Source organism: Pseudomonas sp. THAF187a (assembly GCF_009363395.1).
Lineage (GTDB): Bacteria > Pseudomonadota > Gammaproteobacteria > Pseudomonadales > Pseudomonadaceae > Aquipseudomonas > Aquipseudomonas khazarica.
On record NZ_CP045349.1, the window covers coordinates 2,703,241 to 2,727,824 of the forward strand.

At 65.4% G+C, this 24,584-nt stretch carries 26 protein-coding genes; 10 read left to right on the forward strand and 16 right to left on the reverse strand.

The features are described from left to right. Positions 1-29 precede the first annotated feature (29 nt). Entirely contained in the window at positions 30-1,373 is a 1,344-nt protein-coding gene (gene pabB / locus FIV02_RS12600; RefSeq protein WP_152488802.1) for an aminodeoxychorismate synthase component I, read from the forward strand. A gap of 75 nt (positions 1,374-1,448) precedes the next feature. On the opposite strand, the gene thrH is transcribed toward pabB, so the two are convergent. Beyond that, positions 1,449-2,066: a bifunctional phosphoserine phosphatase/homoserine phosphotransferase ThrH gene (gene thrH / locus FIV02_RS12605; protein WP_037047735.1), complete on the reverse strand. Its 618-nt coding sequence runs from the start codon at positions 2,064-2,066 to the stop codon at positions 1,449-1,451. Between the two features lie 176 nt (positions 2,067-2,242). Between thrH and FIV02_RS12610 the strand changes: the two genes are divergently transcribed. Next, entirely contained in the window at positions 2,243-2,863 is a 621-nt protein-coding gene (locus FIV02_RS12610; RefSeq protein WP_037047737.1) for a phosphoadenosine phosphosulfate reductase family protein, read from the forward strand. A gap of 63 nt (positions 2,864-2,926) precedes the next feature. On the opposite strand, the gene cysB is transcribed toward FIV02_RS12610, so the two are convergent. The 5 genes from cysB to FIV02_RS12635 form a co-directional block, all read right to left on the reverse strand. Next, complete coding sequence (cysB, locus tag FIV02_RS12615) at positions 2,927-3,901, reverse strand: HTH-type transcriptional regulator CysB (RefSeq protein WP_037047738.1); 975 nt, start codon at positions 3,899-3,901, stop codon at positions 2,927-2,929. Positions 3,902-4,008: 107 nt separating this feature from the next. After that, positions 4,009-4,509: a universal stress protein gene (locus FIV02_RS12620; protein ID WP_037047740.1), complete on the reverse strand. Its 501-nt coding sequence runs from the start codon at positions 4,507-4,509 to the stop codon at positions 4,009-4,011. Positions 4,510-4,630: 121 nt separating this feature from the next. Then, positions 4,631-5,536 (reverse strand): 5'-nucleotidase, encoded by a 906-nt coding sequence (locus FIV02_RS12625; protein ID WP_134677883.1) that lies wholly within the window; start codon positions 5,534-5,536, stop codon positions 4,631-4,633. 4 nt (positions 5,537-5,540) lie between these two features. Further along, positions 5,541-6,497: a putative 2-dehydropantoate 2-reductase gene (locus FIV02_RS12630; RefSeq protein WP_150609803.1), complete on the reverse strand. Its 957-nt coding sequence runs from the start codon at positions 6,495-6,497 to the stop codon at positions 5,541-5,543. Next, positions 6,497-6,883, reverse strand: coding sequence for a thioredoxin (locus FIV02_RS12635; protein WP_037047746.1), 387 nt, complete (start codon positions 6,881-6,883; stop codon positions 6,497-6,499). Before FIV02_RS12635 ends, FIV02_RS12630 begins: the two co-directional genes overlap by 1 nt. Here FIV02_RS12635 and FIV02_RS12640 point away from each other — a divergent pair. Both FIV02_RS12640 and FIV02_RS12645 read left to right on the forward strand, forming a co-directional pair. Then, positions 6,882-7,295 (forward strand): PilZ domain-containing protein, encoded by a 414-nt coding sequence (locus FIV02_RS12640; protein WP_037047747.1) that lies wholly within the window; start codon positions 6,882-6,884, stop codon positions 7,293-7,295. The genes FIV02_RS12635 and FIV02_RS12640 overlap by 2 nt on opposite strands. Positions 7,296-7,509: 214 nt before the next feature. Continuing rightward, the gene (locus FIV02_RS12645) at positions 7,510-8,586 is read left to right on the forward strand and encodes a 3-deoxy-7-phosphoheptulonate synthase (protein ID WP_037047749.1); all 1,077 of its coding nucleotides are present in this window, start codon (positions 7,510-7,512) and stop codon (positions 8,584-8,586) included. Between the two features lie 62 nt (positions 8,587-8,648). Here the strand turns inward: FIV02_RS12645 and FIV02_RS12650 are convergent, their stop codons facing one another. Then, complete coding sequence (locus tag FIV02_RS12650; protein WP_037047751.1) at positions 8,649-8,927, reverse strand: GNAT family N-acetyltransferase; 279 nt, start codon at positions 8,925-8,927, stop codon at positions 8,649-8,651. A gap of 131 nt (positions 8,928-9,058) precedes the next feature. Further along, entirely contained in the window at positions 9,059-10,432 is a 1,374-nt protein-coding gene (locus tag FIV02_RS12655; RefSeq protein ID WP_152488803.1) for a GntP family permease, read from the reverse strand. A 270-nt stretch (positions 10,433-10,702) separates the two neighbouring features. Here FIV02_RS12655 and oprI point away from each other — a divergent pair, with 270 nt between their 5' ends. Next, positions 10,703-10,954, forward strand: a complete 252-nt coding sequence (gene oprI, locus FIV02_RS12660) for an outer membrane lipoprotei OprI (RefSeq protein ID WP_037003984.1) — start codon at positions 10,703-10,705, stop codon at positions 10,952-10,954. Between the two features lie 127 nt (positions 10,955-11,081). Here the strand turns inward: oprI and FIV02_RS12665 are convergent, their stop codons facing one another. The 3 genes from FIV02_RS12665 to FIV02_RS12675 form a co-directional block, all read right to left on the reverse strand. Further along, positions 11,082-12,038 carry a L,D-transpeptidase family protein gene (locus FIV02_RS12665; RefSeq protein WP_152488804.1) on the reverse strand — a complete coding sequence of 319 codons (957 nt, stop codon included), beginning with the start codon at positions 12,036-12,038 and terminating at the stop codon, positions 11,082-11,084. A 70-nt stretch (positions 12,039-12,108) separates the two neighbouring features. Further along, positions 12,109-12,390 carry a hypothetical protein gene (locus FIV02_RS12670; protein WP_037047753.1) on the reverse strand — a complete coding sequence of 94 codons (282 nt, stop codon included), beginning with the start codon at positions 12,388-12,390 and terminating at the stop codon, positions 12,109-12,111. A gap of 89 nt (positions 12,391-12,479) precedes the next feature. Next, positions 12,480-13,085: an arylesterase gene (locus FIV02_RS12675; RefSeq protein WP_037047754.1), complete on the reverse strand. Its 606-nt coding sequence runs from the start codon at positions 13,083-13,085 to the stop codon at positions 12,480-12,482. Positions 13,086-13,096: 11 nt separating this feature from the next. Here FIV02_RS12675 and FIV02_RS12680 point away from each other — a divergent pair, with 11 nt between their 5' ends. From FIV02_RS12680 to greB, 3 genes are read left to right on the forward strand one after another with little or no spacing between them, the layout of a single operon-like run. Then, positions 13,097-13,780 (forward strand): ABC transporter ATP-binding protein, encoded by a 684-nt coding sequence (locus FIV02_RS12680; protein ID WP_152488805.1) that lies wholly within the window; start codon positions 13,097-13,099, stop codon positions 13,778-13,780. Next, a complete protein-coding gene (locus tag FIV02_RS12685; protein ID WP_152488806.1) occupies positions 13,780-16,284 on the forward strand; it encodes an ABC transporter permease in 2,505 nt (834 codons plus the stop codon). Before FIV02_RS12680 ends, FIV02_RS12685 begins: the two co-directional genes overlap by 1 nt. 54 nt (positions 16,285-16,338) lie before the next feature. Further along, the gene (gene greB, locus FIV02_RS12690) at positions 16,339-16,836 is read left to right on the forward strand and encodes a transcription elongation factor GreB (protein ID WP_152488807.1); all 498 of its coding nucleotides are present in this window, start codon (positions 16,339-16,341) and stop codon (positions 16,834-16,836) included. 69 nt (positions 16,837-16,905) lie between these two features. Here greB and FIV02_RS12695 read toward each other — a convergent pair whose 3' ends face one another. Next, on the reverse strand, positions 16,906-17,214 hold the full coding sequence (locus tag FIV02_RS12695; protein WP_152488808.1) for a class I SAM-dependent methyltransferase: 309 nt from the start codon (positions 17,212-17,214) through the stop codon (positions 16,906-16,908). A 497-nt stretch (positions 17,215-17,711) separates the two neighbouring features. Here FIV02_RS12695 and FIV02_RS12700 point away from each other — a divergent pair, with 497 nt between their 5' ends. Both FIV02_RS12700 and FIV02_RS12705 read left to right on the forward strand, forming a co-directional pair. After that, on the forward strand, positions 17,712-18,665 hold the full coding sequence (locus FIV02_RS12700) for a triacylglycerol lipase (protein ID WP_134676691.1): 954 nt from the start codon (positions 17,712-17,714) through the stop codon (positions 18,663-18,665). A gap of 84 nt (positions 18,666-18,749) precedes the next feature. Next, positions 18,750-19,781: a lipase secretion chaperone gene (locus FIV02_RS12705; RefSeq protein WP_152488809.1), complete on the forward strand. Its 1,032-nt coding sequence runs from the start codon at positions 18,750-18,752 to the stop codon at positions 19,779-19,781. 5 nt (positions 19,782-19,786) lie between these two features. Here FIV02_RS12705 and FIV02_RS12710 read toward each other — a convergent pair whose 3' ends face one another. The 4 genes from FIV02_RS12710 to FIV02_RS12725 all read right to left on the reverse strand — a co-directional run bounded on the left by FIV02_RS12710 (position 19,787) and on the right by FIV02_RS12725 (position 24,485). Continuing rightward, positions 19,787-20,806, reverse strand: a complete 1,020-nt coding sequence (locus FIV02_RS12710; RefSeq protein ID WP_037047772.1) for a LacI family DNA-binding transcriptional regulator — start codon at positions 20,804-20,806, stop codon at positions 19,787-19,789. A gap of 159 nt (positions 20,807-20,965) precedes the next feature. Then, the gene (locus FIV02_RS12715; protein ID WP_037047775.1) at positions 20,966-21,979 is read right to left on the reverse strand and encodes a TRAP transporter substrate-binding protein; all 1,014 of its coding nucleotides are present in this window, start codon (positions 21,977-21,979) and stop codon (positions 20,966-20,968) included. Between the two features lie 57 nt (positions 21,980-22,036). After that, positions 22,037-23,314, reverse strand: coding sequence for a TRAP transporter large permease (locus FIV02_RS12720; RefSeq protein ID WP_152488810.1), 1,278 nt, complete (start codon positions 23,312-23,314; stop codon positions 22,037-22,039). A gap of 49 nt (positions 23,315-23,363) precedes the next feature. After that, complete coding sequence (locus FIV02_RS12725) at positions 23,364-24,485, reverse strand: gluconokinase, GntK/IdnK-type (RefSeq protein WP_152488811.1); 1,122 nt, start codon at positions 24,483-24,485, stop codon at positions 23,364-23,366. Between the last annotated feature and the right edge of the window lie 99 nt (positions 24,486-24,584).

A 24,584-nucleotide genomic window follows, 5' to 3' on the forward strand; every position in this document is an offset into this window, starting at 1 on the left:
GCCCTTTCAGCCAATTCCCGACTGCCCGCATGCCCAGCTGTTCTCTGCACCCTCTTCCCTACCGGACGGACCCTGGCGACTATTTCCAGCGCATCCGCCAGGCCCCCGGCGCCGTATTGCTGGACGCCGGACGCCCGAGTGCCAAGCGAGGACGCTATGACCTTATGAGCGCATGGCCATTGGCAGAACTGGCGCCCGCGCACGACGAATCGGCCAACGCTTTTCTGCAACGCCTGCGTGGCGCGTTGCACAGCCTCGGCAACGCCGAGGCGCCGAGCGCGATGGAGCTGCCATTCGTCGGCGGCTTGATCGGCTACCTGTCCTACGACTTCGGTCGGCGCCTGGAAGCGCTGCCCGCACACAGCGTCGATGACCTCGCCCTGCAGGATGCGCGCTTCGGCCTGTATGCCTGGGCACTGATCAGCGATCACCAGCTCGGCACCAGCCAGCTGCTGTTCCACCCCGCACTGCCGCAGGCCGAACGGCAGCGTCTGCTGGCACTGTTCGAGGCCCCGAGCCGCGAGGACCAGGCGAGCTTCCGGCTGTCCCAGCCGTTCCAGGCCGACATCGACGAGGACCATTACCGCCAGGCGATCGAGCGCATCCAGCAGTACATCCTGGCTGGCGACTGCTACCAGGTGAACTTCGCCCAGCGCTTTCAGGCCCCCTGCGAAGGCGACCCATGGGCGGCCTACCTGGCGCTGCGCCAGGCCTGCCCGACGCCGTTCTCGGGCTTCCAGAACCTGGGCGATGGCAACGCCATCCTCAGCCTCTCGCCGGAGCGCTTCCTCAAGGTCAGCGAGGGCCAGGTGGAAACCCGTCCGATCAAGGGCACCCGCCGTCGCGGCGTCGATGCCGTGGACGACCTGGCCCAGGCCGAGGAGCTGCTGGCCAGCCGCAAGGATCGCGCCGAGAACCTGATGATCGTCGACCTGCTGCGCAATGACCTCGGCCGCAGTTGCCGCATCGGCTCGGTGAAGGTGCCTGAACTGTTCGCCCTGGAGAGCTACCCCAACGTGCACCACCTGGTCAGTTGCGTGACCGCCGAGCTGGCGCCCGGCAAGGACGCACTGGACCTGATCGCCGGCAGCTTTCCCGGCGGTTCGATCACCGGGGCCCCGAAGATCCGCGCCATGCAGATCATCGACGAACTGGAGCCCAGCCGGCGCGGCCTCTACTGCGGCTCGTTGCTGTACCTGGACGTGCGCGGCGAAATGGACAGCTCCATCGCCATCCGCAGCCTGCTGGTCAAGGATGGCAAGGTCAGTTGCTGGGGCGGCGGTGGCATCGTCGCCGACTCGGCCTGGCAGGCCGAGTACCAGGAGTCGGTGACCAAGGTGAAGGTCCTGCTGGAAACATTGGAACGCCTGTAGCTCAACGCGAGCCGCAAGAAAAACGCCGCGACTCCTCAGGGAAATCGCGGCGTTTTCACGACAGCAGTTGGGCGGTCACAGGCTCAGCGTGCGATTCGACGCCTTGAGGAATTCCTGCTTGAGGTCGGCATAGCTGTGCACCGCCGGGAACTGCGGGAACTCGCGGATCACGTTGTCCGGGGCATGGAACAGGATGCCGGCGTGGGCTTCGCTGAGCATGGTGGTGTCGTTGTACGAATCGCCAGCGGCGATCACGCGATAGTACAGGCTCTTGAAGGCGATGACCGACTGGCGCTTGGGATCCTTCTGACGCAGCTGGTAGCTGACAACGCGATCATTCTCGTCGGTGATCAGGCGATGGCACAGCAGGGTCGGAAAGCCGAGCTGACGCATCAGCGGCTGAGAGAACTCGTAGAAGGTGTCGGAGAGAATCACCACCTGGAAACGCTCACGCAGCCAGTCGACGAACTCCACGGCGCCTTCCAGCGGCTCGAGCGTGGCGATCACGTCCTGGATGTCCTTCAGTTTCAGGCCATGCTCGTCGAGGATGCGCAGGCGCTGCTGCATCAGCACGTCGTAGTCGGGAATGTCGCGGGTGGTCGCCTTGAGCGACTCGATGCCGGTTTTTTCCGCAAAGGCGATCCAGATTTCCGGGACCAGTACACCTTCCAGGTCGAGACACGCGATTTCCACAGGACACTCCTCGGTTGAGCCAAAAAGGGAGCCGGCACTCTAACGAGTGGGCGGTGGTCACGCAATTCGCGCGGCTTATAACTGCATGAAAGGTCATAGAAGTAGCTTGTTATTTAGAAGCATAACCAGCCTTTGTTAAGATCGCGCCCTCACGCACACGATCTGGAGTCCTCAGCATGGAACTCGACCTGGACGCGCTCAATGCCGAATTCGGCAACCAGCCTGAAAAGCTGGTTCAGTGGGCCATCGGGCTGGGCAAACCCGCCATCTGCACCACCAACTTCCGCCCGTTCGAAGCGGTGATCCTGCACATGGTCAGCCAGGTCAAGCCGGACATTCCGGTGGTCTGGATGGACAGCGGCTACAACACCGAAGCGACCTACCGTTTCGCTGACGAGGTGGCCCGCAAGCTCAACCTCAACCTGATCACCTACCTGCCCAAGCGCTCGCGCGCTCACCGCGAGGCCATCGACGGCCCTGTCCCGGCGCTGGACGATCCGCGTCACGCGGCGTTCACCGAAGAGGTGAAGCTCGAGCCCTTCGCCCGCGCCCTGCGCGAAACGGCGCCCAGCGTCTGGTTCACCGCCCTGCGTGCCACCGACACCGCCGTCCGCGCGCAGATGGACCCGGTGAGCATCAACCCGGACGGCCTGATCAAGGTCGCGCCGCTGCTGCACTGGACCTCCAAGGACCTGTACCAGTACCTGGTCGCCCATGACCTGCCGAACGAGTTCGACTACTTCGACCCGACCAAGGGCGAGGACAACCGCGAGTGCGGCCTGCACCTCAGCCACTGAGTGGCAGGTAGCTGAAACGAAACATGGCGCCCCAGGGCGCCATGTTTCGTTTGAATCGCAGGTTCAGTGCACCGGTAGCTTCACGCCCTCGAACAGCTCTTCGAGTTCGGACTTGTTGTGGCACTGCACCGCCTTGGCCAGCATCTCACGGCTGAGGTGCGGGGCGAACTTCTCGATGAAATCGCACATGAAGCCACGCAGGAAGGTGCCCCGACGGAAACCGATCTTGGTCACGCTGGGCTCGAACAGCTCGTCGGCGTCCAGCACCACCAGGTCCTGATCGAGTTTGCTGTCGACGGCCATCTTGGCCACGATGCCCACGCCCAGGTTGAGGCGTACGTAGGTCTTGATCACGTCGGCGTCGGCTGCGGTGAACACCACCTTGGGCGTCAGGCCACGGTGACTGAAGGCCTCGTCCAGCTTCGAGCGCCCGGTGAAACCGAACACATAGGTCACGATGGGATGCTCGGCGAGCGCTTCGAGCGTCAGCTTCGGCAGCTTGGCCAGAGGATGCCCCTGCGGCACCACCACGCAGCGATTCCAGCGGTAGCACGGCATCATGATCAGGTCGTTGAACAGCTCCAGACCCTCGGTGGCGATGGCGAAGTCGACGCTGCCATCGGCGGCCATCTCGGCGATCTGCGTCGGCGTGCCCTGGTGCATGTGCAACGAGACGTCCGGGTACTGCTTGATGAAGGCACTGATCACCGGCGGCAAGGCGTAGCGCGCCTGGGTGTGCGTGGTGGCGATGGACAGGGTGCCCTTCTTCTCGTTGGAGAATTCCTGGGCGATCTGCTTGATGCTTTCGACCTTGCGCAGAATCTCTCCTGCGGTGGTGATGATCCGCTCTCCGGCGGGGGTGACACGGGTCAGGTGCTTGCCACTGCGGGCGAAGACTTCCACGCCCAGCTCATCCTCGAGCAAGCGAATCTGCTTGCTGATCCCTGGTTGCGAGGTGTAAAGGCTTTGAGCGGTAGCCGATACGTTGAGGTCGTGGTGCGCGACTTCCCAGATGTAGCGCAGTTGCTGAAGCTTCATAGATTTCCCTCAGAGCAGTAAGGCAGGCCAGCAGCCTGTCAACGCCTTATATAACCATATTATTGGTCTAATACATCAGCATAGATCTTTTTATTAGTTACACCCTCCTACAAGTCACCATGTCCGCGATGCTGCAACATGGGCACCAGGTACACCGGTGCCTCCGACAGCTGCACGATGCGCGCGGCCGTACGCCCCAGCGGCACCGCGAGATCCGCGCCATGGCTGTGACTGCCTACGACCAGCAGATCCACCCCAAGTTTCTGCGCCTCCTCGAGAATCACCGTTGGCGGATCGCCCTGCAGCACTCGCACCGCGCGAATCAGATGCAGGTCCTGAAGCCCGTCCCCCAGCTCATCCCGAAAGCCCTCCAGCACACGCTGCTCGATGCTGGCCATGACCGTGCCGAGGCCGTTGCGGCGCAACTCGTCCAGGGTGTCTTCATCCAGATAGGTCTGCAGCACGGACTCGGCGAACAGCCCCATGGGTTCGACGGCATGGACGACATAGAGATCGGCCTTGAAACTGCGGCTCACCGCCAGGGCGTGCTGCAAGACGTAGGAGGCATAAAGCCCCAGATCGGTGGCATAGAGTATCGAGCGAATCACGCGGCCTCCTTGACTGCAGACGCAGGCCCTTGTTTGAGCTTAGCAGCGCATCAGACAAAGCAAGGTCGGCGGCGTTATTTAGGACGAATGGCTATATGCAAGGTGGCAGCGGCCACCAGATTCAAGGCTGCGACTCGTTGCTCACCCCGTGCGGCACGTGCCCCGTGGCCACTACCTGGCGGGCCTTCTCGCAGTGCCCGGTCTGGTCATCGAAGAACACGTCGGCCGCGAACGCCTCGAGCACCGCCGACTTGTCCAGCCCGCCGAGGAAGAAGGACTCGTCCAGGCGGATGTTCCATTCGCGCAAGGTGCGGATCACCCGCTCATGCGCCGGCGCCGAGCGTGCGGTCACCAGTGCGGTGCGAATCGGGCAGTCCGTCTCGGGAAACTCCTGCTGCAGGCTGTGCAGCGCCGCGAGAAACGGCTTGAACGGCCCCCCAGGCAGCGCCTGCCGCGCCGCCTCGCGCTCGTGGCTCTGGAACGCATGCAGGCCACCGCTCTGGTAGACGCGCTCGGAGTCATCGGAGAACAGCACGGCGTCGCCGTCGAAGGCGATGCGCAGCTCGTTGCTGTTCGCCCGCCGCGTGCCACCCGAGAGCAGCGTGGCGGCACCGAAGCCGGCCTTGAGCGCATTGCGCACGTCATCGGCATGGGTGGAGAGAAACAGATGGCAGCCAAAGGCTGCCAGGTAAGGGTCGGGACTGCGCCCGCCGACGAACGCCGCGCGCGAGATGCCGAGGCCGTAGTGCTGGATCGAGTTGAAGGCGCGCAGCCCCGTGTCGGCACTGTTGCGCGACACCAGGATCACCTCGACGCGCTGCTCGCTGAGACGCTGATTGAGGCCCAGTAGTTTCTCCACCAGGGGGAAGGCGTCACCCGGCATCAGGACCTCGTCCTCGTGCTCGATCTGATAACGGCGGTAGGCTTCCACTCCCTCGCTTTCATAGATCTGGTGACTCTCGCTCAGATCGAACAATGCCCGCGAGGAAATCGCCAGCACCAGCTTGTCGCCCAACCCCTTGCCCATATGCTCAGGCCTCCCCGCGCGCCTGGATGAAACGCAGCGCCTGATACAGCGCGCGCACCTTGGGCATGTCGACACCAGCGGCGTCGGCCGCCGCCAGGGGTGCTTCATAGATGGCATGCAGCTCTGCCGGGCGGCCCTGGGCGAAGTCGTGGTACATGCTCGGCAGGTAGTCGGGCATCCGCTCGGTAGCGGCCAGCAGCTTGCTTGCGTACTGCTCCGGCATGCCGTGGCCAAGTGCCTGCGCAGCCTGCACCACCTCCTGCATGATGTCGCCGATCAAGGCGCGGCTGTCGGGGTTACCCATCAGGCGCCGCGTGTCGGCATCGAGCAGCACGGAAAGACCGTTGTAGGGCACGTTCCACACCAGCTTCTGCCAGCGCGTCTGGGTCAGGTCACGCATCGGCGTCGAGTCCAACCCGGCGCTGCGCAGCAGGTTCGCTCCCTCTTCCACCAGCTCCAGACGCGACGCCTCGTCACCTGCCGGCCCGGAGTGGTACGCCAGGTTGATCGCGCCCAGCGCCTGATGCTCGATCACGCCAGGCGCACTGCGATGGACACAGATGTAGCAGAGGCCGCCGAGCAGGTGCAGGCCGTCCGGCAGCAGTGGACGCAACTCGTCCTCCACCGCCAGGCCGTTCTGCAACAGCACGACCCTGGCGCCAGGAGCGGCAGCCCTGGCAATGAGCGGAGCCAGCTCGGCGTTGGCCGTGGTCTTCGCCCCCACCAGCAGCCAGTCGCAAGGCGGCATGTCTTCGATTCGCCGGTAGGCCTGCGCCGGCGCCAGGGTCAGCGCGCCATGCACGCTGCTGTTCAGGCGCAAGCCCTGTTCGGCCACCGCGGCATATTCGCTGCGCAGCAGGAAATGCACGTCATGTCCGGCCTTGGCCAGCAGCAGCCCGTAGAAGCCGCCGATGGCCCCCGTGCCAATGACGCCGATGCGCGGTGCAGGGGTTTGAGACATCAAGGTAGCTCCTCAGCCGGACGACGCAGAGCCTCGTCCATGGCGGTGATCAGATCGGAATGAGTGAGACGGGCGCGCAACGCGCCAAAGAAATGGCCATCGCGAACCAGAAACAGCGCCGGCAGGTGAAAAACCTCGTAGCGCGTCACCAATCCGGCGTTATGCCCCGCATCGATCCAGCACAGACGCTCGATCGGCAAGCCCAGGCCAGGCAGCACCTGACGCGCCCAGCGGCAACTGGCACAGCCCGTGCTTGTGAACACGACAAGCGACGTACCGGAAAGATCGAGCAGGCGGCGGTCCGCATCCAGGTCGGTCAGTTCCAGTTGCGTCGCTATACTGAATTCACTGATATCAGTTTGCCTGCATTCGAGGTCGGTGTTCATGCGTAAGTTTCTGCGTCATCCAAGCGACATGCCGGTGGAACTGGTGTTGCGCAAGAAGGCCTGCATACCCAGGCAGCGGTTGAACAATATCAGTCTGGGCGGGGTGGCATGCAACTCGACGCGCGGCTTTCGTCGCGGGACATCGGTCGAGCTGCGCATTCCCCTGCTCGGCGAGCTGGCGCGCTACCCTGGCGTCGTGGCCTGGTGCCGGCGCCTGGAGAACGGCTACCTGGTAGGCATCGCCTTCATCGACGAAGACACCCTGTTTCGCGCACGCATGGTCGAACAGGTGTGCCATATCCAGCACTACCGACAGCAACTGGAACAGGAATCGGGCCACGCCGTCGCCATCGAGCAGTGCGCCCAGGACTGGATCGCCAAGCACGCCGCCGAATTCCCCTACCTCGCCTGATGGCGCTCCGCCCTCCCGGACACGCAGGAAGCGCAACACCCTCTCGCAGCGATACGCCGCCTCTATGACGCTCATTGAACTCATCGCCCATTGTCGCGCAGCCGCGTACGCGCTAAGGTTCGGCTCCCCCTGCACAAACTAGCTGTGCACCGCCTCAGGGGACCCCTGGCGGCCGGCACCCGTGACCCGACGACCTGACCCGATGAGTAGCACGATGGCTGATTTACCGATCGACGACCTCAACGTCGCTTCCAACGAAACCCTGATCACCCCCGATCAGCTGAAACGCGAGATTCCCCTGACCGATGCCGCCCTGCAGACCGTATCCCATGGTCGCCAGGTGGTACGCGACATTCTCGATGGCAAGGATCATCGCCTGTTCGTGGTAGTCGGCCCCTGCTCCATCCACGATATCAAGGCAGCTCACGAATATGCCGAGCGCCTCAAGGTGCTGGCCGCCGAACTGTCCGACAGCCTGTTCCTGGTCATGCGCGTGTACTTCGAGAAGCCACGCACCACGGTCGGCTGGAAAGGCCTGATCAACGACCCCTACCTGGACGACTCGTTCAAGATTCAGGACGGCCTGCACATCGGCCGCCAGCTGCTGCGTGACCTGGCCGAGATGGGCCTGCCCACCGCCACCGAAGCGCTCGACCCGATCTCGCCGCAGTACCTGCAGGACCTGATCAGCTGGTCGGCCATCGGCGCCCGCACCACCGAATCGCAGACGCACCGGGAAATGGCTTCGGGCCTGTCCTCGGCAGTCGGTTTCAAGAACGGTACCGACGGCGGCCTGACCGTGGCGATCAACGCCCTGCAGTCGGTCTCCAGCCCGCACCGTTTCCTCGGCATCAACCAGGAAGGCGGCGTATCCATCGTCACCACCAAGGGCAACGCCTACGGTCACGTCGTGCTGCGTGGCGGCAACGGCAAGCCGAACTACGATTCGGTCAGCGTCGCCATTTGTGAGCAGGAACTGACAAAAGCCGGCATCCGCCCGAACATCATGGTCGACTGCAGCCATGCCAACTCCAACAAGGACCCGGCTCTGCAACCGCTGGTGCTGGAGAACGTGGCCAACCAGATTCTCGAAGGCAACCAGTCCATCGTCGGCCTGATGGTGGAAAGTCACCTGGGCTGGGGCAACCAGTCGATTCCGAAGAACCTGGACGATCTCAAGTACGGGGTTTCCATCACCGATGCCTGCATCGACTGGGACACCACCGAGAAGACCCTGCGCAGCATGCACGCCAAGCTCAAGGATGTGCTGCCCAAGCGTCAGCGCGGCTGATCGCGACAGCAGTAACGAAAACGCCGGGCAATGCCCGGCGTTTTGCTATCGACGCTGCGCGCTCAACTGGCCTGATGGCGTTGACGACGCTCCATGTAGCGCTCGACGTAAGAACAGGACGGAATCACCGTGTAACCCTGGCCTTCGGCGTAGCGCAGGGCATGTTCGGTCAGTGCCGCAGCGATACCGCGGCCGCGCAGTGCGTTGGGTACGAAGGTTCGATAGATGTCCAGCGTCTGCTTGCCCAGATCCATATAGGCCAGATAGGCACGATCACCCTCGACGGTGGTCACGAACTGATGACTCGCCTGGTCATGGTGAATGGACAACCCTTCGCTCATCTTCTCTCCTCTAGCCGCGAAACACTCGCGACACATCTTTACTTCATACCGGCGCTTCGGCAAAAGCGCAAATGCGATTCCTGCCTGAACGACTGCAAGCTGACAAGTCTAACACAGGCCAAACCCGCCAATCAGAGGCTCAGCAGCCCGATGCAGAGCAGCGCGGCCAGCACCGGAATCAGCACCGTGATGACGAAGATGTCCTTGTAGGCCTGCTTGTGGGTCAGGCCCATGATCATCAGCATGGCGATCACCGCGCCACAGTGCGGCAGCGAGTCCAGCCCGCCGGCGGTGATAGTGGCGATACGGTGCAGCACTTCGGGCTCCACGCCCATTTCCAGGTAGCGCGGCGCCAGCGTCTGCATGAATATCTGCAGGCCGCCGGAGGACGAACCGACGATGCCCGAGACCACGCTGACGGAGGCGAACACGGACAACAGCGGCGGCAGTTCCACCGCCAGCACCCACTGGGCGAACTGCGCGAAGCCCGCCGTCTGCGTGACCACACCGCCAAAGCCGATCACCGCAGCCGTATTGAGGAGCGGCATGATCGCGTCGTCGGCGCCCTGCCCCAGCAGGCCCAGGGTATTGCGACGCAATGCGGGAAACAGCAGCACCGCCACGCCCGTGGCGATCACCAGGGCCAGGCTGGGCCAGAGGATCGGCTGCGACAGACTGAATGCCAGCAGCCGGGCGAACGCGCCCTCGCCAGCAGTCGCCAGGCCGGAGAGCGCGAGCAGGCGCGGCAGCAGAATCACCCCCAGCACCACGACGATCGGCACCAGCGCGACAGCCCAATGCGGCCCGCTGCCCGGCACGCCCGCCAACTGCTGCATACGCTCGTCCTGGGCATTGGCCTCGAAGCCCTCGCCGCGTTCACGGGCCAGGCGCCACTCGCGCTGCAGGTAGGCCATCCCCAGGCCGATCATCACCAGCGAGGCGAACAGGCCGATCCACGCCCCCGCGAACAGGTCGGTGCCCAGGGCACTGGCGGCGATCACGTTATGGATGGACGGCGAGCCAGGCAGCGCCGTCATGGTGAAGGTCCCGGCCCCCAGGGCGATGGCCGCGCAGAACAGACGCTTGGGCAGGTTGGCCTCACGCATCAGGGTGATACCCAGCGGATACATGGTGAAGATCACCACGAACACGACGACGCCACCGTAGGTCAGCACCGCACACACCAGCATCGCTACCCAGAGCGTGCGCTGCGTGCCCAGTCCCTGAGTGATCGCCTGGGCGATGCTGCTGGCCGCCTGACTCGCTGCCATCACCTTGCCGAAGATGGCGCCGCAGAGAAACAGCACGAAGAACTTGCCGGCGAAGGTGAACGCCCCCAGTGGGCCGAACGGGAAATGCTCGAGCAGGGCCCTGGGCACCGCCACGTCGTTGCTCAGCGCGACCAGGATCGAACACGACAGCGCCGCGATAAAGATGTTCACCCCGCGCAGCGCCATGAAGATAAGTAGCGCCAAGCCCAGTAACAGCCCCAAATTCCCCAGCATCTGCATACCCCACTTTATTGTTTTAGTTCTGAAGCCGAGACAGTTATAACAGTTCGTACAGGCCCTGTGCCGCCACTGCGGCAAAACTGGCTGTTTTTTAAGCAACCCCCATACTTTCTAGCTTTCAGCCTCACATACCGGAAAAAAAAAGTGCAACTCTTGCTCCAGCTCCGTTTACTTACTAAAAGTAATAGGTAGTATGTAGGCCGGCTAATTTCCCGCAGTTGGGAAATTGCTTTTTATGGAAAACTCCACCTCAAGGGGAACACGATGAACAACGTTCTGAAATTCTCTGCTCTGGCTCTGGCCGCAGTTCTGGCTACCGGTTGCAGCAGCATGTCCAAAGAAACCGAAGCTCGTCTGACTGCTACCGAAGACGCAGCTGCTCGCGCCCAAGCCCGTGCCGACGAAGCCTACCGCAAGGCTGATGAAGCCATGGCTGCCGCTCAGAAAGCTCAGCAGACCGCTGACGAAGCCAACGAGCGCGCTCTGCGCATGCTGGAAAAAGCCAGCCGCAAGTAATTCGCGACTCGGTTTTTCGAAAGCCGGCCCAGTTCACTGGGCCGGCTTTTTTATTGCCGCGAAACCCGCCCCACAGGCAATGAAAAGCCCGCCGGCACGAATGCGGGCGGGCTCGGTCAGCAACGAATCAGAGTGACGTCGAATTGCTGGCTACCGCGTTGTCGACCTGCGCGGCGATGGGCACCGGCATGCCATCTTCGGCGGCGACCACTTCGCGCACCATCTCCCAGTCCAGGCGCAGGCCACTGAGTTCGTCACGCTTGAGCAGCGCGTTGATCACTGCCGTGTGCTTGTCGACGACGGAGGCATTGCCCTCGTCGTCCAGGGGCGCATGCGCTTCCAGGTACACCTTGCCGTCACTCACGCCGAACTTGTAGGGCTCGTTGACGATGCGCACCGGCGTGCCCACCGGCACCATCGCGGCAAGTTCCAGGACATTGTGGTTGAGCATGCGGAAGCAGCCATGGCTGACACGCATGCCGATACCGAACTTCTTGTTCGAGCCATGGATCAGGTAACCGGGGAACGACAGCGTCAGCTTGTACGGGCCCAGCGGGTTGTCCGGACCTGGCGGTACCACGGTCGGCAGGTAGTCGCCTTCGGCCGCGTGCTCCTCGCGAATCGATTTGGGCGGGTACCAGGCCGGGTTCGGCGTCTTCACGGTCACGCGACCGGCCCCCAGCGGCGAGCCCCAGCCTTCACGACCGATACCCAGGGGGAAGGTGTGCACGACGTCCTGCCCCTTCGGGAAGTAGTACAGGCGGTATTCGGCCAGGTTGATCACGATGCCTTCGCGCGGCCCGGACGGCAGCACGTAACGGGTCGGCAGAATGACTTCGGCGCCCTCACCCGGCAACCAGGGGTCGACGCCCGGGTTGGCCGCGACCATTTCCAGATAGCCCAGGTCGTTGGCGGTTCCCAGATCTGCAAAGGTGTCTTCGTACTTGGCCTTGATCACCTGCACCTGGCCGACCACGTCCTCACCAGGCGCTGGCAAGGGAAATTCGAGCGCCTGAACGGTTGCACTGGAGCACAGCGCGAGCAGAGTCAGACAGCGGTTGACCGCAGAGAAGCGCGACAACATCCGGGATGTCCTTGAAGAGTTGAGTGATGTTGCGGCGATTGTACACCGCCATTCGACAGCCGGGCAGACGTCAGCCATCCGCCCAGTTGGAGCACAGCCCCTGCCGCTGCGCCTCGAAGGTCGCACGGCAATCCGGGCACAGACGCCGATCACGCAGCCAGGCCTTGTCCAGCTGGTGCCAGCGCGGCTGCGCCGGAAGCAGCCCACCACAGAGCGTGCGATCGGCATGGCCGCCCAGGCGCAGTTGCCGGGCCACCAGATGCACGCGCACCTCGCGACAGGCGAACAGGTCCAGCTGTTCGTCTGGCTCGATCAGGTGGTAGGCATACAAGGACCAGGCGGGACGCGGCATCTGGAGCTCCGTGGAAGGTCGGCCACATTAGCCGAAAGGCACGAGCCGGAAAAGCCTCGGCCCGCACTCGGTTCAGGCGTGGGCCAGGCTCACAGCAGTGGCTCGAGACTGGGCCAGACGTTGTCCAGCAACAGCGCCTGCGCAGGCTCGCCCGGGTGGATGCCATCGGCCTGCATCATCCCCGGCACACCACCGACCCCCTCGAGAAAGAACGGCACCAGGTCGACCTGCTCCTGCGCCGCCACATCGGCATAGACCTGGGCGAAGGCCGTGGTATAGCGCACCCCGTAATTCGGCGGCAGGCGCATGCCCAGCAACAGCACCTTGGCCCCTGCCTGCCGCGACTTCTCGACCATCGACGCAAGATTCTGTTGCAATTGCGCAGGCGGCTGGCCGCGCAGGCCATCGTTGCCACCCAGCTCGATGATGACCAGCGCCGGCTGATGCTCCGCAAGCAGCGCAGAGAGCCGTGCGGCGCCGCCTGCGCTGGTGTCGCCACTGATCGAGGCATTGACCACCGAGTGCTCGAAGCCCTCCTGTTCGAGGCGTTTTTCCAGCAGGGCGACCCATCCCTGGCGGCTATCCAGGCCAAAAGCGGCGCTGATACTATCGCCGACCACAAGCAGGGTGCCTGCAACCGCTCCCTGAGCCCAGAACATCAGGGCCAAGGCACCACTGAGCCACCATGCACGCATTTGGAATCTCCATGACTTCGAGCATTCTCGCTGCGCGGAACCTTAGCAAAGTGGTCAGCAGCACGGAAGGCGAGCTGACGATCCTCCACGACCTCGATCTCGACCTGGCAAAGGGTGACAGCCTGGCCATCGTCGGCAGCTCCGGCTCAGGGAAATCCACCCTGCTCGGCCTGCTGGCCGGTCTCGATCTGCCCAGCGGCGGCGCCGTGCTGCTGGCCGGCAAGAACCTCGGCGAACTCGACGAAGACCAGCGCGCCCGCCTGCGCGCCGAGCATGTCGGTTTCGTCTTCCAGTCCTTTCAGTTGCTCGACAGCCTCAACGCCCTGGAAAACGTGATGTTGCCGCTGGAGCTCGAAGGCCACGCCGATGCCCGCTCGCGCGCACGCGCCCTGCTCGAACGTGTCGGTCTGGGGCAACGCCTGACCCATTACCCGCGGCAGCTGTCCGGCGGCGAACAGCAGCGCGTCGCCATTGCCCGCGCCTTTGCCGCCGATCCGGACGTGCTGTTCGCCGACGAGCCGACCGGCAACCTCGACAGCCACACGGGTGAACGCATCAGCGACCTGCTGTTCCAGCTCAACCAGGAGCGTGGCACCACGCTGGTGCTGGTCACCCATGACGAGCGCCTGGCGCATCGCTGCCAGCGCCTGATCCGCCTGGAGGCCGGGCACCTGATCGACCGCGTGGAGCCCTGATGAATCGCGTCCCCGCTGTCCGCCTGCTTTCGCTCGCTGCCCGCCAGCTGCTGCGTGACGCCCGTGCCGGCGAGTTGCGCGTGCTGTTCTTCGCCCTGCTCGTCGCGGTGGCGGCCAGCAGCGCCATCGGCTACTTCAGTGCACGCCTGAACGACGCCATGCTGCTGCGCGCCAGCGAGTTCCTCGCCGCCGACCTGCGCCTGAGCGGGAGCACACCGGCGGATCAGACGCAGATCGATGCCGGCCTCGAACTGGGTCTCGAGCATGCGCGTGCGGTGGAGTTCTCCAGCGTGGTCGCCGCTCAGGACGGCATCCAGCTGGCCAGCGTCAAGGCCGCCAGCGCGGGCTACCCGTTGCGCGGCGAGCTGCGCAGTGCGCCCGAGCCTTATGCGGCGGAAGAAGTGGGTTCCGGGCCAGGACCTGGAGAGGCCTGGGCCGAAGCTCGTCTGATGGTGGCGCTGAACCTGAAGGTCGGCGACGAGATCGAGATCGGCGCCAAGAGCCTGCGCCTGAGCCGCGTGCTCACCTACGACCCGGACACCGCTGGCGACTTCTACAGCCTGACGCCGCGCGTGCTGATCAATCTCGACGATCTCGCCGCCACCGAGGTGGTTCAACCGGGCAGCCGCGTGCGCTTTCGCGAGCTCTGGCGCGGCGATGCCGAGGCCCTGGCCGCCTACCGCCAGGCCGTCGGAGCGGGCCTGCAACCGAACCAGCGCCTGGACGACCCGCGCGACGGCAACCGCCAGGTTGGCGGTGCGCTGGGCCGCGCCGAGCGCTACCTGAACCTGGCCAGCCTCGCCGCCGTGCTGCTCGCCGGCGTGGCCGTGGCACTGTCGGCAGCACGCTTTGCCGCGCGACGCTTCGATGCCAGTGCGCTGCTACGTTGCCTCGGCCTGTCGCGACGCGAAGCGCTGACCCTCTTCACCCTGCAGCTCGCCTTGCTCGGGCTGATCGCCTGCGTGCTGGGCGCCCTGCTCGGCTGGGCTGGCCAGTACATTCTGTTCCACCTGCTGCGCGGGCTGATTCCCGCCGACCTGCCACCCGCCGATATCTGGCCGGCACTGGCGGGCATGGCCACCGGCCTGGTGGCGCTGGCCGGCTTCGCCCTGCCGCCACTGGCAGCGCTGGGTCGCGTGCCGCCGCTGCGCGTGCTGCGCCGCGACATGCTGCCGGTACCGGCCAGCTCCTGGCTGGTCTATGGCGCGGCACTGGTGGCGCTGGGCCTGATCATGTGGCGACTGAGCCTGGACCTGCGCCTGACCCTCGCCCTGCTGGGCGGTGGCATGCTCGCTGCCGCGCTGCTCGGCGGCCTGCTTCTGCTGGGCTTGCAGAGCCTGCGTCGGCTCCTGCAGAAAGCCGCCCTGCCCTGGCGCCTGGGCCTGGGCCAGCTGTTGCGCCACCCGCTGGCCGCCGCCGGTCAGTCGCTGGCCTTCGGCCTGATCCTGCTGGCCATGGCGCTGATCGCCCTGCTGCGTGGCGAGCTGCTCGATACCTGGCAGGACCAGCTGCCCGAGGATGCGCCCAATCACTTCGCCCTCAACGTGCTGCCTGCCGAGCGCGATGCCTTCGCCGCCCGCCTGGCCGAGCTGTCGCCGCACCCCGCCCCGCTGTACCCCGTGGTGCCGGGCCGGCTGATCATGATCAACGATGAGCCGGTGCGGCAACTGGTGACCAAGGAGAGCCGCGGCGAACGCGCCATCCAGCGCGACCTGAGCCTGACCTGGGCCGAGCAGTTGCCCGCCGACAACCTGATCGCCGCCGGCAGCTGGTGGGGCGCCGCCCATGCCAGCGAACTGCCCGGCGTATCCGTCGAGGCCGAACTGGCCGAAAGCCTGCAACTGAAGCTGGGCGACCGCCTGCGCTTCAACGTCGGCGGCATCGAGCGCGAGGCCCAGGTAAGCAGCCTGCGCCAGGTGGACTGGGACAGCTTCCAGCCCAACTTCTACATGATCTTCGAGCCACAGACCCTGCAGGACCTGCCCGCCACCTACCTGACCAGCTTCTACCTGCCGCCCGGCCACGATGCCGAGCTGATCGCCCTGAGCCGCGCCTTCCCCAGCGTCACCCTGCTGCAGGTGGACGCCCTGCTGGCGCAGCTGCGCAGCATCCTGGCGCAGGTCACCCTGGCCATCGAATACGTGCTGCTGTTCGTTCTCGCTGCCGGCCTCACCGTGCTGCTGGCGGGGCTGCAGGCGACGCTGGACGAGCGCATCCGCCAGGGTGCGCTGCTGCGGGCGCTGGGCGCCGAGCGCCGCCTGCTGGTCAGCGCCCGGCGCGCGGAGTTCGGTCTGCTCGGCGCCGCCGCCGGCCTGCTTGCCGCGCTGGGCTGCGAGCTGGTGAGCTTCCTGCTCTATCGCTATGCCTTCGACATGAGCTGGCAACCGCACCCCTGGCTGCTTCTGCTGCCGCTGATCGGCGCCCTGCTGATCGGCCTGGCCGGGGTACTGGGAACCCGCCGCGCCCTCAACGCCAGCCCGCTCAGCGTGCTGCGCGAAGGCTGAGCAGCGCCGGAGGGGTTTGCTAGACTGGCGCCCCCTCCAGCCCACAGAGCCACCATGAGCCGCTATCGCCCCCCTCGCCCCGCCGGTACGCCCCTGATCACCCCGGAAGGCGAAGCGCGCATGCGCGCCGAACTGCACGAGCTGTGGCATGTGCGCCGGCCACAGGTGACCCAGTCGGTCAGCGAGGCGGCCGCGCAGGGCGACCGTTCGGAGAACGCCGAGTACACCTACGGCAAGAAGATGCTGCGCGAGATCGACAGTCGCGTGCGCTTCCTCACCAAGCGTCTGGAGAAGCTCAAGGTCGTCAGCGACAGGCCCTCGGACCCGAACAAGGTGTACTTCGGCGCCTGGGTGACCATCGAGGACGAGGACGGCGAACAGTCGCGCTACCGCATCGTCGGCCCGGACGAGTTCGACCTCAAGCAGGGCCAGATCAGCATCGACTCGCCACTGGCGCGCGCCCTGGTGGGCAAACCGCTGGATGCCGAGGTTCGGGTGCACAGCCCGGGCGGCGAGAAGACCTGCTACATCGTCGAGATCGACTATCCGTGAATCGACGGGACGCGACCAGCGCCCCTACCGCAGGGGCCATCGGCGGCCTCGAATAACGAAGAGTCGTTGCTAGCGCCGGGTGATCAGACCCTGACGCGCCACCCGCACCAGTTCGCCAACGGTCTGTTCGAGCTGCTCGGCGCTGGGTGCCTGGATCACGGCCAGATCGAAGCTGTCGCGGGCGAAACGGCTCAGCGACTCACCGTTCTGCACGAACTGGATGCGAAACGCACGCGGCCCCGACCAGCGCTTGGGCCAGCCTTCGAGATAACGCAACAAGGTGGGTTGATGGCTGCCGCCAAGCAGCACGCGCGGATTGCGCAGCAGCAGGCCCGAAGTGATGGGCGCCAGGCGAATAAGGGGTTGGGGACAGATCATGGTCGAGTCTCCGCCTCGAGAATCCCGCTGGGCAGCGGTGAGAGGCGACACCGAACCAGCGCTTTAGCGGAATTTCAGGTGTCGATGACAACACCCTGAGGCGCCCCGCAAGTAGCTGTTTAAATCGGCGCAGGGCGAATCCTAGAGAAGCCCACGACGAACTGTCAAGGCGCTTCTGAGCCCGACCCCAACCTTCGATTGGCCGAGAGGGCATCCCGGCGTTCGACAGCGCCTCCACCCGTCTTCGCGGCGCCGTTGCAGCCCTCCGCACGCTGCCAGCCCACAGCATTTCCTCGCCTGGACGTGTCGACCCGTAACAGCGAAATGCACCCGAGGTATGTGGCGATCTGCAGCGAACGACCGGAATAGAGGCGTCCCGCGCCAATCGACGGCACTGGCATGTTTCCTGCCATCTTTCTTGCGCCGTACGCGCCACGGGATGGGCGCGATCCGCTTGCAGGAAGCACTTGACTGCCCAACAAACCACGAGAGCGCCCATGAAGAACAATAAAACCCTGCTCGCCCTCTGCCTCGGTGCCGGCCTGCTCGCCAGCGGCCAGACCCAGGCATTCTGGTTCGGTTCCTCCGGCTATACCCAGACCAAGTACCCCATCGTCCTCGGCCACGGCATGCTCGGCTTCGACAGCATCCTCGGCATCGACTACTGGTACGGCATCCCGGCTGCCCTGCGGCGTGACGGTGCCAGTGTGTACGTCACCGAGGTCAGCCAGCTGGACACCTCCGAAGCGCGCGGCGAACAGCTGCTGCAGCAGGTCGAGGAGATCGTCGCCATCAGCGGCAAAGGCAAGGTCAACCTGATCGGCCACAGCCACGGCGGGCCGACCACTCGCTACGTCGCCGCAGTGCGTCCGGACCTGGTTGCCTCGGTCACCAGCGTCGGCGCGCCACACAAGGGCTCCGCCGCCGCCGACTTCCTCAAGGGCATCAGCGACGGGCCTGCCGGGCCGGTGGCCACCCCTCTGCTGGCCGGCATCGTCAACGGCCTGGGCACGCTGATCAACTTCCTTTCCGGCAGCTCCAGCACCACGCCGCAGAATGCACTCGGCTCGCTGGAGTCGCTCAACAGCGAAGGCGCCGCGCGCTTCAACGCCAAGTTCCCGCAGGGCCTGCCCACCAGCGCCTGTGGCGAAGGCGCCTACAGCGTCAATGGCGTGCGCTACTACTCCTGGAGCGGCACCAGCCCGCTGACCAACCTGCTCGACCCCAGCGACCTGCTGATGGGCGCCTCCTCGTTGACCTTCGGCAGCGAAGCCAACGATGGCCTGGTGGGCCGTTGCAGCTCCCGCATGGGCCAGGTGATCCGCGACAACTACCGGATGAACCACCTCGACGAGGTCAACCAGACCCTGGGGCTGACCAGCCTGTTCGAGACCGACCCGGTCACCGTCTACCGCCAGCACGCCAACCGCCTGAAGAACGCCGGGCTCTAGGCTGACCAAGTGCTCCACCCGAGCCATGGGCATCGCGACATCGATGCCCATGGCACACCCCCTCCCTGACGCGTCGAGTCACATGTGAAGAAAATCCTCTATGCCCTGCCGCTGCTGATTGGCGCCAGCCTGGCGCTGATGTTCTACCTGCAACCCGCACACCAGGGCCCCTCGCCCAGCGCAGCCAGCACGGCGCCTGCCGCGCCGCAGATCGCTGCGCCAGCGACGTCGGCGGACACCCTCGCCGTATCCCCACCCGCCCCCGAAAAAACCGCGAGCCTGGCCCTGCCCGGCTCCTTCGTCGGCACCGAGGTCGACGGCAGTTTTCGCGTCGATGCCGCCGGCAACCTGATCGTCAGCGAGGATATCCGCCGCATCTTCGACTACTTTCTCGCCAGCATCGGCGAAGAGAGCCTGGACGCCAGCGTGTCACGCCTGCGCGGCTACATCGACGCACAGCTGCAGGAGCCTGCGCGCGCCCGTGCCCAGGCATTGCTGGACCAGTACCTGAACTACAAGCGCGAGCTGGTGCTGCTGGAGCGTGACCTGCCGCAGATGGCCAACCTCGATGCGCTGCGCCAACGCGAAAGCGCGGTACAGGCCCTGCGGGCACGGCTTTTCGATGACGAAACCCACCAGGCCTTCTTCGGCCGCGAGGAAGGCTACAACCGTTTCACCCTGGAACGCCTGGCCATCCAGCACGACGCCGGCATGAGCGTCGATGAGAAAGGCGCCGCCATCGACAGGCTGCGGGCATCGTTGCCCGAAGCGCTGCAGGACGCCGTGCTGCCGCAACTGCAACAGGAGCTGCGCCAGAACACCGCGCGTCTGCAGGCGCAGGGCGCCAGCGCGGCGCAGATTCGCCAGATGCGCCAGCAACTGGTCGGAGCCGAGGCCACTGCCCGCCTGGAGACGCTGGACGGTCAGAGACAGAACTGGCAAAGGCGCCTGGAGGCCTATCTTGCCGCCAAGGCGCAGATCGAAGCCAACCCGGGGCTCAGCAGCGCTGACAAGCGCGCCGCCATCGACGCGCTGGCAACGGAACGCTTCGACGAACGTGAGCGCCTGCGCCTGGAAGCGGCCGAGCAACTGGCCGCCGCGAACAAGGGCCAGTAATCGCGTCAGGCGCTGTCGCGCATGACCAGCTCGAAGCCGACGTCGACGCAGTGCTGCTCGGGCGTCTCGCCACGCATCAGCGCCAGCAGCATGTTCGCCGCCAGCTCGCCGATCTGCCCACGGGTGGTGCGCACGGTGCTCAGCGCCGGGTGCATCCAGGCCGCTGCCGGCAGGTCGTTGAAACCGGCGATGGCCAACCGTCCCGGCACGTCCAGGCCCAGCTGACGCGCACGAAACAAGGCCCCCATGGCCAGGTCGTCGTTGTTGAAGAACACCGCATCGATCTGCGGCTGTTGCGCCAGCAGGCGATCGAGCAGCTCGGCACCCAGGCCGATGGACGACAGCTCCGGCGTCAGCAGCTCCAGTGCCGGGTCGTGACGCTGCAGATAGCGCATCACCTGGCGGTACCCTTCGGCACGCTGCAAGGTGCGCGGGTCGAGCTGCGCGGCGGCGAAGGCGATATGCCGATAGCCGCGCTGCACCAGGGCACGGGTCATCGCCGCGCCGGCCTCGATCTGGGAGAAGCCGACGCAGTAGTCCTCCGGCTCCTCGCTCAGTTCCATCAGCGTTACCAGCGGACAGGTACTGGCACCGAGAATCTCGCGGGCCGCGTCACTGCGCTCGAATCCGGTCACCAGCAGGCCGGCCGGCTGGTGCGCCAGGTAGGAGCGCAGCAGGCGTTCGTCCTCCTCGACCCGGTAATGGCTGACGCCGATCATCATCTCGAAGCCGGCGGGCATCAGCACCCGCTGGATCGCCTCGACGGTATCGACGAACACCGAGTTCGACAGCGAGGGAATCACCACCGCCACCAGGTTCGACCGCGAACTGGCCAATGCCCGCGCCGCCGGGTTGGGCACGTACCCGAGCGCCTGGGCCGCACGCATCACCTGCTCGCGCAACGCGTCGGACACCCGCCCCGGCTGCGAGAGCGCGCGCGACGCGGACATCAGCGAACACCCCGCGGCCTTGGCGACATCGGACAGGGTGACACGTTCTGCAGAGCGGCGACGGCGTTGGCTCATAGCGCCTCCATTGATGATCAGCGGGCAATTCTACCAGCCCTGCCGATGAATAAAGCGCGGGACACGCCGCCCGGGGCAACGCCACCATGCAAGGAGCGTTGCCACCTGCGTGCCCCGCGAAACCTCGAGTCGGCCCGTCAGTCGTGCACGGGCCGGCTCTTACCGTGCAGCCTTGTCGACCTCGGCCTGGACCTGATCGAACAGTTGCTGCCCCACCGTATCGACCACCTTGGCGATCGCCGGGGCAGCCTGCTCACGCATGCGCTGCACCTCGGCGGGGGCCACTTCGTTGATCTGCATGCCCTTGTCCTTCAGCTGCGCCAGTGCACGGGCGGCCTCCTCGCGGGTGTCCTGGCGCTCGAAATCGCGGGCTTTCTGCGCCGCCTCCAGCAGGATCTGCTGCTCGGTCTGCGACAGGCCGTCCCACCAGCGCTTGGACACGGTGACGATCCACGGGCTGTACACGTGATTGGTCACGGTCAGGTACTTCTGCACTTCATAGAACTTCGAGGAGAGAATGGTATTGAACGGGTTTTCCTGACCGTCGACGGCCTTGGTCTCCAGTGCGGTGAACAGCTCGGAGAACGGCAGCGGCACGGCATTGGCGCCCATCAGCTTGAAGGTTTCGAGGAACACCGGATTGGGCATGACCCGCAGCTTGACGCCGGAGAAGTCTTCCAGGCGGTTGATTGCTCGGGTGTTGTTGGTCAGGTTGCGGAAGCCGTTCTCCCAGTAGACCAGGCCGACCAGCCCCTTTTCCTCCAGCTTGTCCATCACCTGGCGGCCGACCGGCCCGTCGAGCACGGCATCGGCCTGCTCGGCGCTGCTGAACAGGAACGGCGTATCCCAGACCGCCATTTCCCGGGTGATGCCCACCAGGGTCGCGGTGGAGCCGACCATCATCTCCTGCGCGCCACCGATCAGCGCGCTCTGCATCTGGTCGTCGGAGCCCAGGCTGGCGGCACCGAAGGTGCGCACCTTGAGCTTGCCCTCGGAGGCCTTGGCCACCTCCTCGGCGAACAGCTTGGCCGCGCGGCCCTGGTTGCTGTTCTCGTTGAGGCCATAGCCGAAGCGGATCATGCGCGAGCGCACGTCATCGGCATGCGCGCTCAGGCTGGCCAGCGGGCTGCACAGCATGGCAGCGGTGAGGACGGCGAGCAGTGGACGTTTCATCGGGACTACCTCTTATTGTTGTGAATGAAACCGGCGTGCCAGTGCCGGTGGGTCAACTCAGCGCAACCAGGCCAGCGGCACGGTGACGACAGCCGGGAACGCCACCAGCAAGGCGACGATGCCTAGGTAGATCAGGAAGAACGGCAGCACGCCGCGCACCAGGATCTCCATGCGCAACTTGCCGATGCCGCCGACCACGTTGAGCACGGTGCCGACCGGCGGGGTGATCAGGCCAATCGAGCCGATCAGCACGAACATCACGCCGAAGTACACCGGATCGACCCCGGCCTTGATCGCGATCGGCGCCAGCACCGGTGCCAGGATCAGGATGGTCGGCGTCAGGTCGAGGACCATGCCCACCGCGATCATCAGCAGCATGATCGCCAGCATCAGCAGACGCGGGTGTTCGGCCAGCGGCCCGAGCATGGCGCCGATCTCGTCGGGCAGCTGCGCCAGGGTGATCATGTAGGCCGATACCGTTGCCGCAGCGCAGAGGAACATCACCGACGCCGTGGTGCGACTGGCGCGCGTCAGGGTTTCCATCAGCCCTGCCCAGTCCAGTTCGCGGTACAGCAAGGTGGAAACCGCCAGCGCATAGACCGCCGCGACCACCGCCGCCTCGGTGGGCGTGAAGATGCCGAAACGCAGGCCGCCGACGATGATCACCGGCAGCATCAGCGCAGCCGCGCCGTCGACCAGCACGCGACGACGCTCGGCCGCGCTGGCCTTCTCCGGTGTCGGCTCGGTGAAACCGCGGGCGATCAGGGTCCAGGCGACGATCAGGCCGCCGCCCATGATCAGCCCCGGCACCAGGCCGGCCATGAACAGCTGGCTGATGGAGGTGTTGGTGACCACGCCATAGATCACGAACGGCATCGACGGCGGAATGATCGGCGCGATGATGCCGCCCGCCGCGACCAGGCCCGCCGACGAGTGCAGCGGATAGCCACGCTGGCGCATCATCGGCAGCAGCAGCGTCGCCAGCGCGGCGGTGTCGGCCAACGCCGAACCGGACATGCTGGCCAGCAGTACCGCCGCGGCGATGGCGACATAGCCGAGGCCACCGCGCAGGTGCCCGAAATAGGCCTGGGCCATGGCGATGATGCGCCGCGAGATGCCGCCCGCGTTCATCAGCTCGCCGGCCAGGATGAAGAACGGCACGGCCAGCAGCGGGAAGCTGTCGGCACCCGCCAGCAGGTTCTGCGCCAGCAGCTGCACGTCCCAGAAATCCAGGTACCACATCAGCACTGCCGCCGTGAGGATCAGGGCGAAGGCAATGGGCATGCCGAACGCCATGAACCCCAGCAGGGAGGAAAGAAACACTGCGACAGTCATCGGCGCATCCTCGTTGGGCACTGCCCGTCTTGTTGGAGTGGGCCCGGCATCATTCGGCCAGCGCCCGGTTCAGCGAGCGCTCGGGGATGCGGCGCCAGAGGTTGATCAGTTGCACGAACGCCAGGATCGCCAGCACCAGCATGCTCGCCAGCACCGGGAACATGGCCAGCACCACCGGGTAGCCGACCACTGTGCTGACGTTGCCCCAGCCGAACTGCACCTGGTTCCAGGCGCCCCAGGCCGAGAGCAGGCTGGCGCCGGCCACCAGGATCCAGCTGAGCGAGTCCAGCAGGCGCTGCGCCAGTACGGGGAAGCGGTCGCGAATCATGCGGAAGGTCATCAGCTCGCCGCGGCGCATGCTCGAGGCCACGCCGACAAACACCAGCCAGACGAACGCCAGACGCGACAGTTCTTCCGCACCCGGCCAACCGGTGCCGAACACGTAGCGCAACACCACGTTGGCGAACACCGCCACCACCATGAACGCCATCAGTGCGGCCATCAGGCCGTCGGTCAGGCGATCGAAGAGGCGTGCCACACGTCCTTCATAGATGGGTTCGGCGCCCAGCTGCGCCTCTTGGTTAGCGCTATCAATCTCAGTCTCGAGAATGCCGGCGGCGTCACCTGCGTCAGTCTCCGGCAGGTCGCGCCGCACCCATGCGGTGATCTGTTCGACCAGCGCCTGCCGCGACTGCCGGGCATCCAGCACCTGCACCAGCGGCTCGTCAGCGGGCGATTCGAGGGTGGCGAACTGGCTGTCGACCAGCGATGTCGGCATGAAATGCCCGGGCCGTGCGCCCACGCGCTGCAAGGCGGTGGCGTGATCGATATGCAGGTGCGCGAACTGCAACCCCGCCACCGCGCCGCGCAGACGCTCGCGATAGGCGCCCTTGAGCGCCGAGCAGGCCAGCACGAAGCCCTCGCCTGCGGCCTGCGCCGCCTGCATCTGCTCGCACAGGGCATCCAGCCACTGGCGGCGGTCAGCGTCGCTCAGCGGGATACCGGCGCGCATGCGCGCGACGTTCTCGGCAGGATGGAAATGATCGGCCTCGATATGGCGCCAGCCCAGCGCGGTGGCGACCGCCTGGCTGATATCGCTCTTGCCGGAGCCACTGACGCCCATGACCACCAGGGCGGTGTGGGCAGGCCGTACGGAAGGCTGCTGTTGCATGGAAACTCCAGGGCACCATCGATGTGGGCCGCTCATTGTTTGCGCCGGATGTTAGCGCTATCCAAAACATCCGACAACCCTCCCCGGCAACATTTCGTA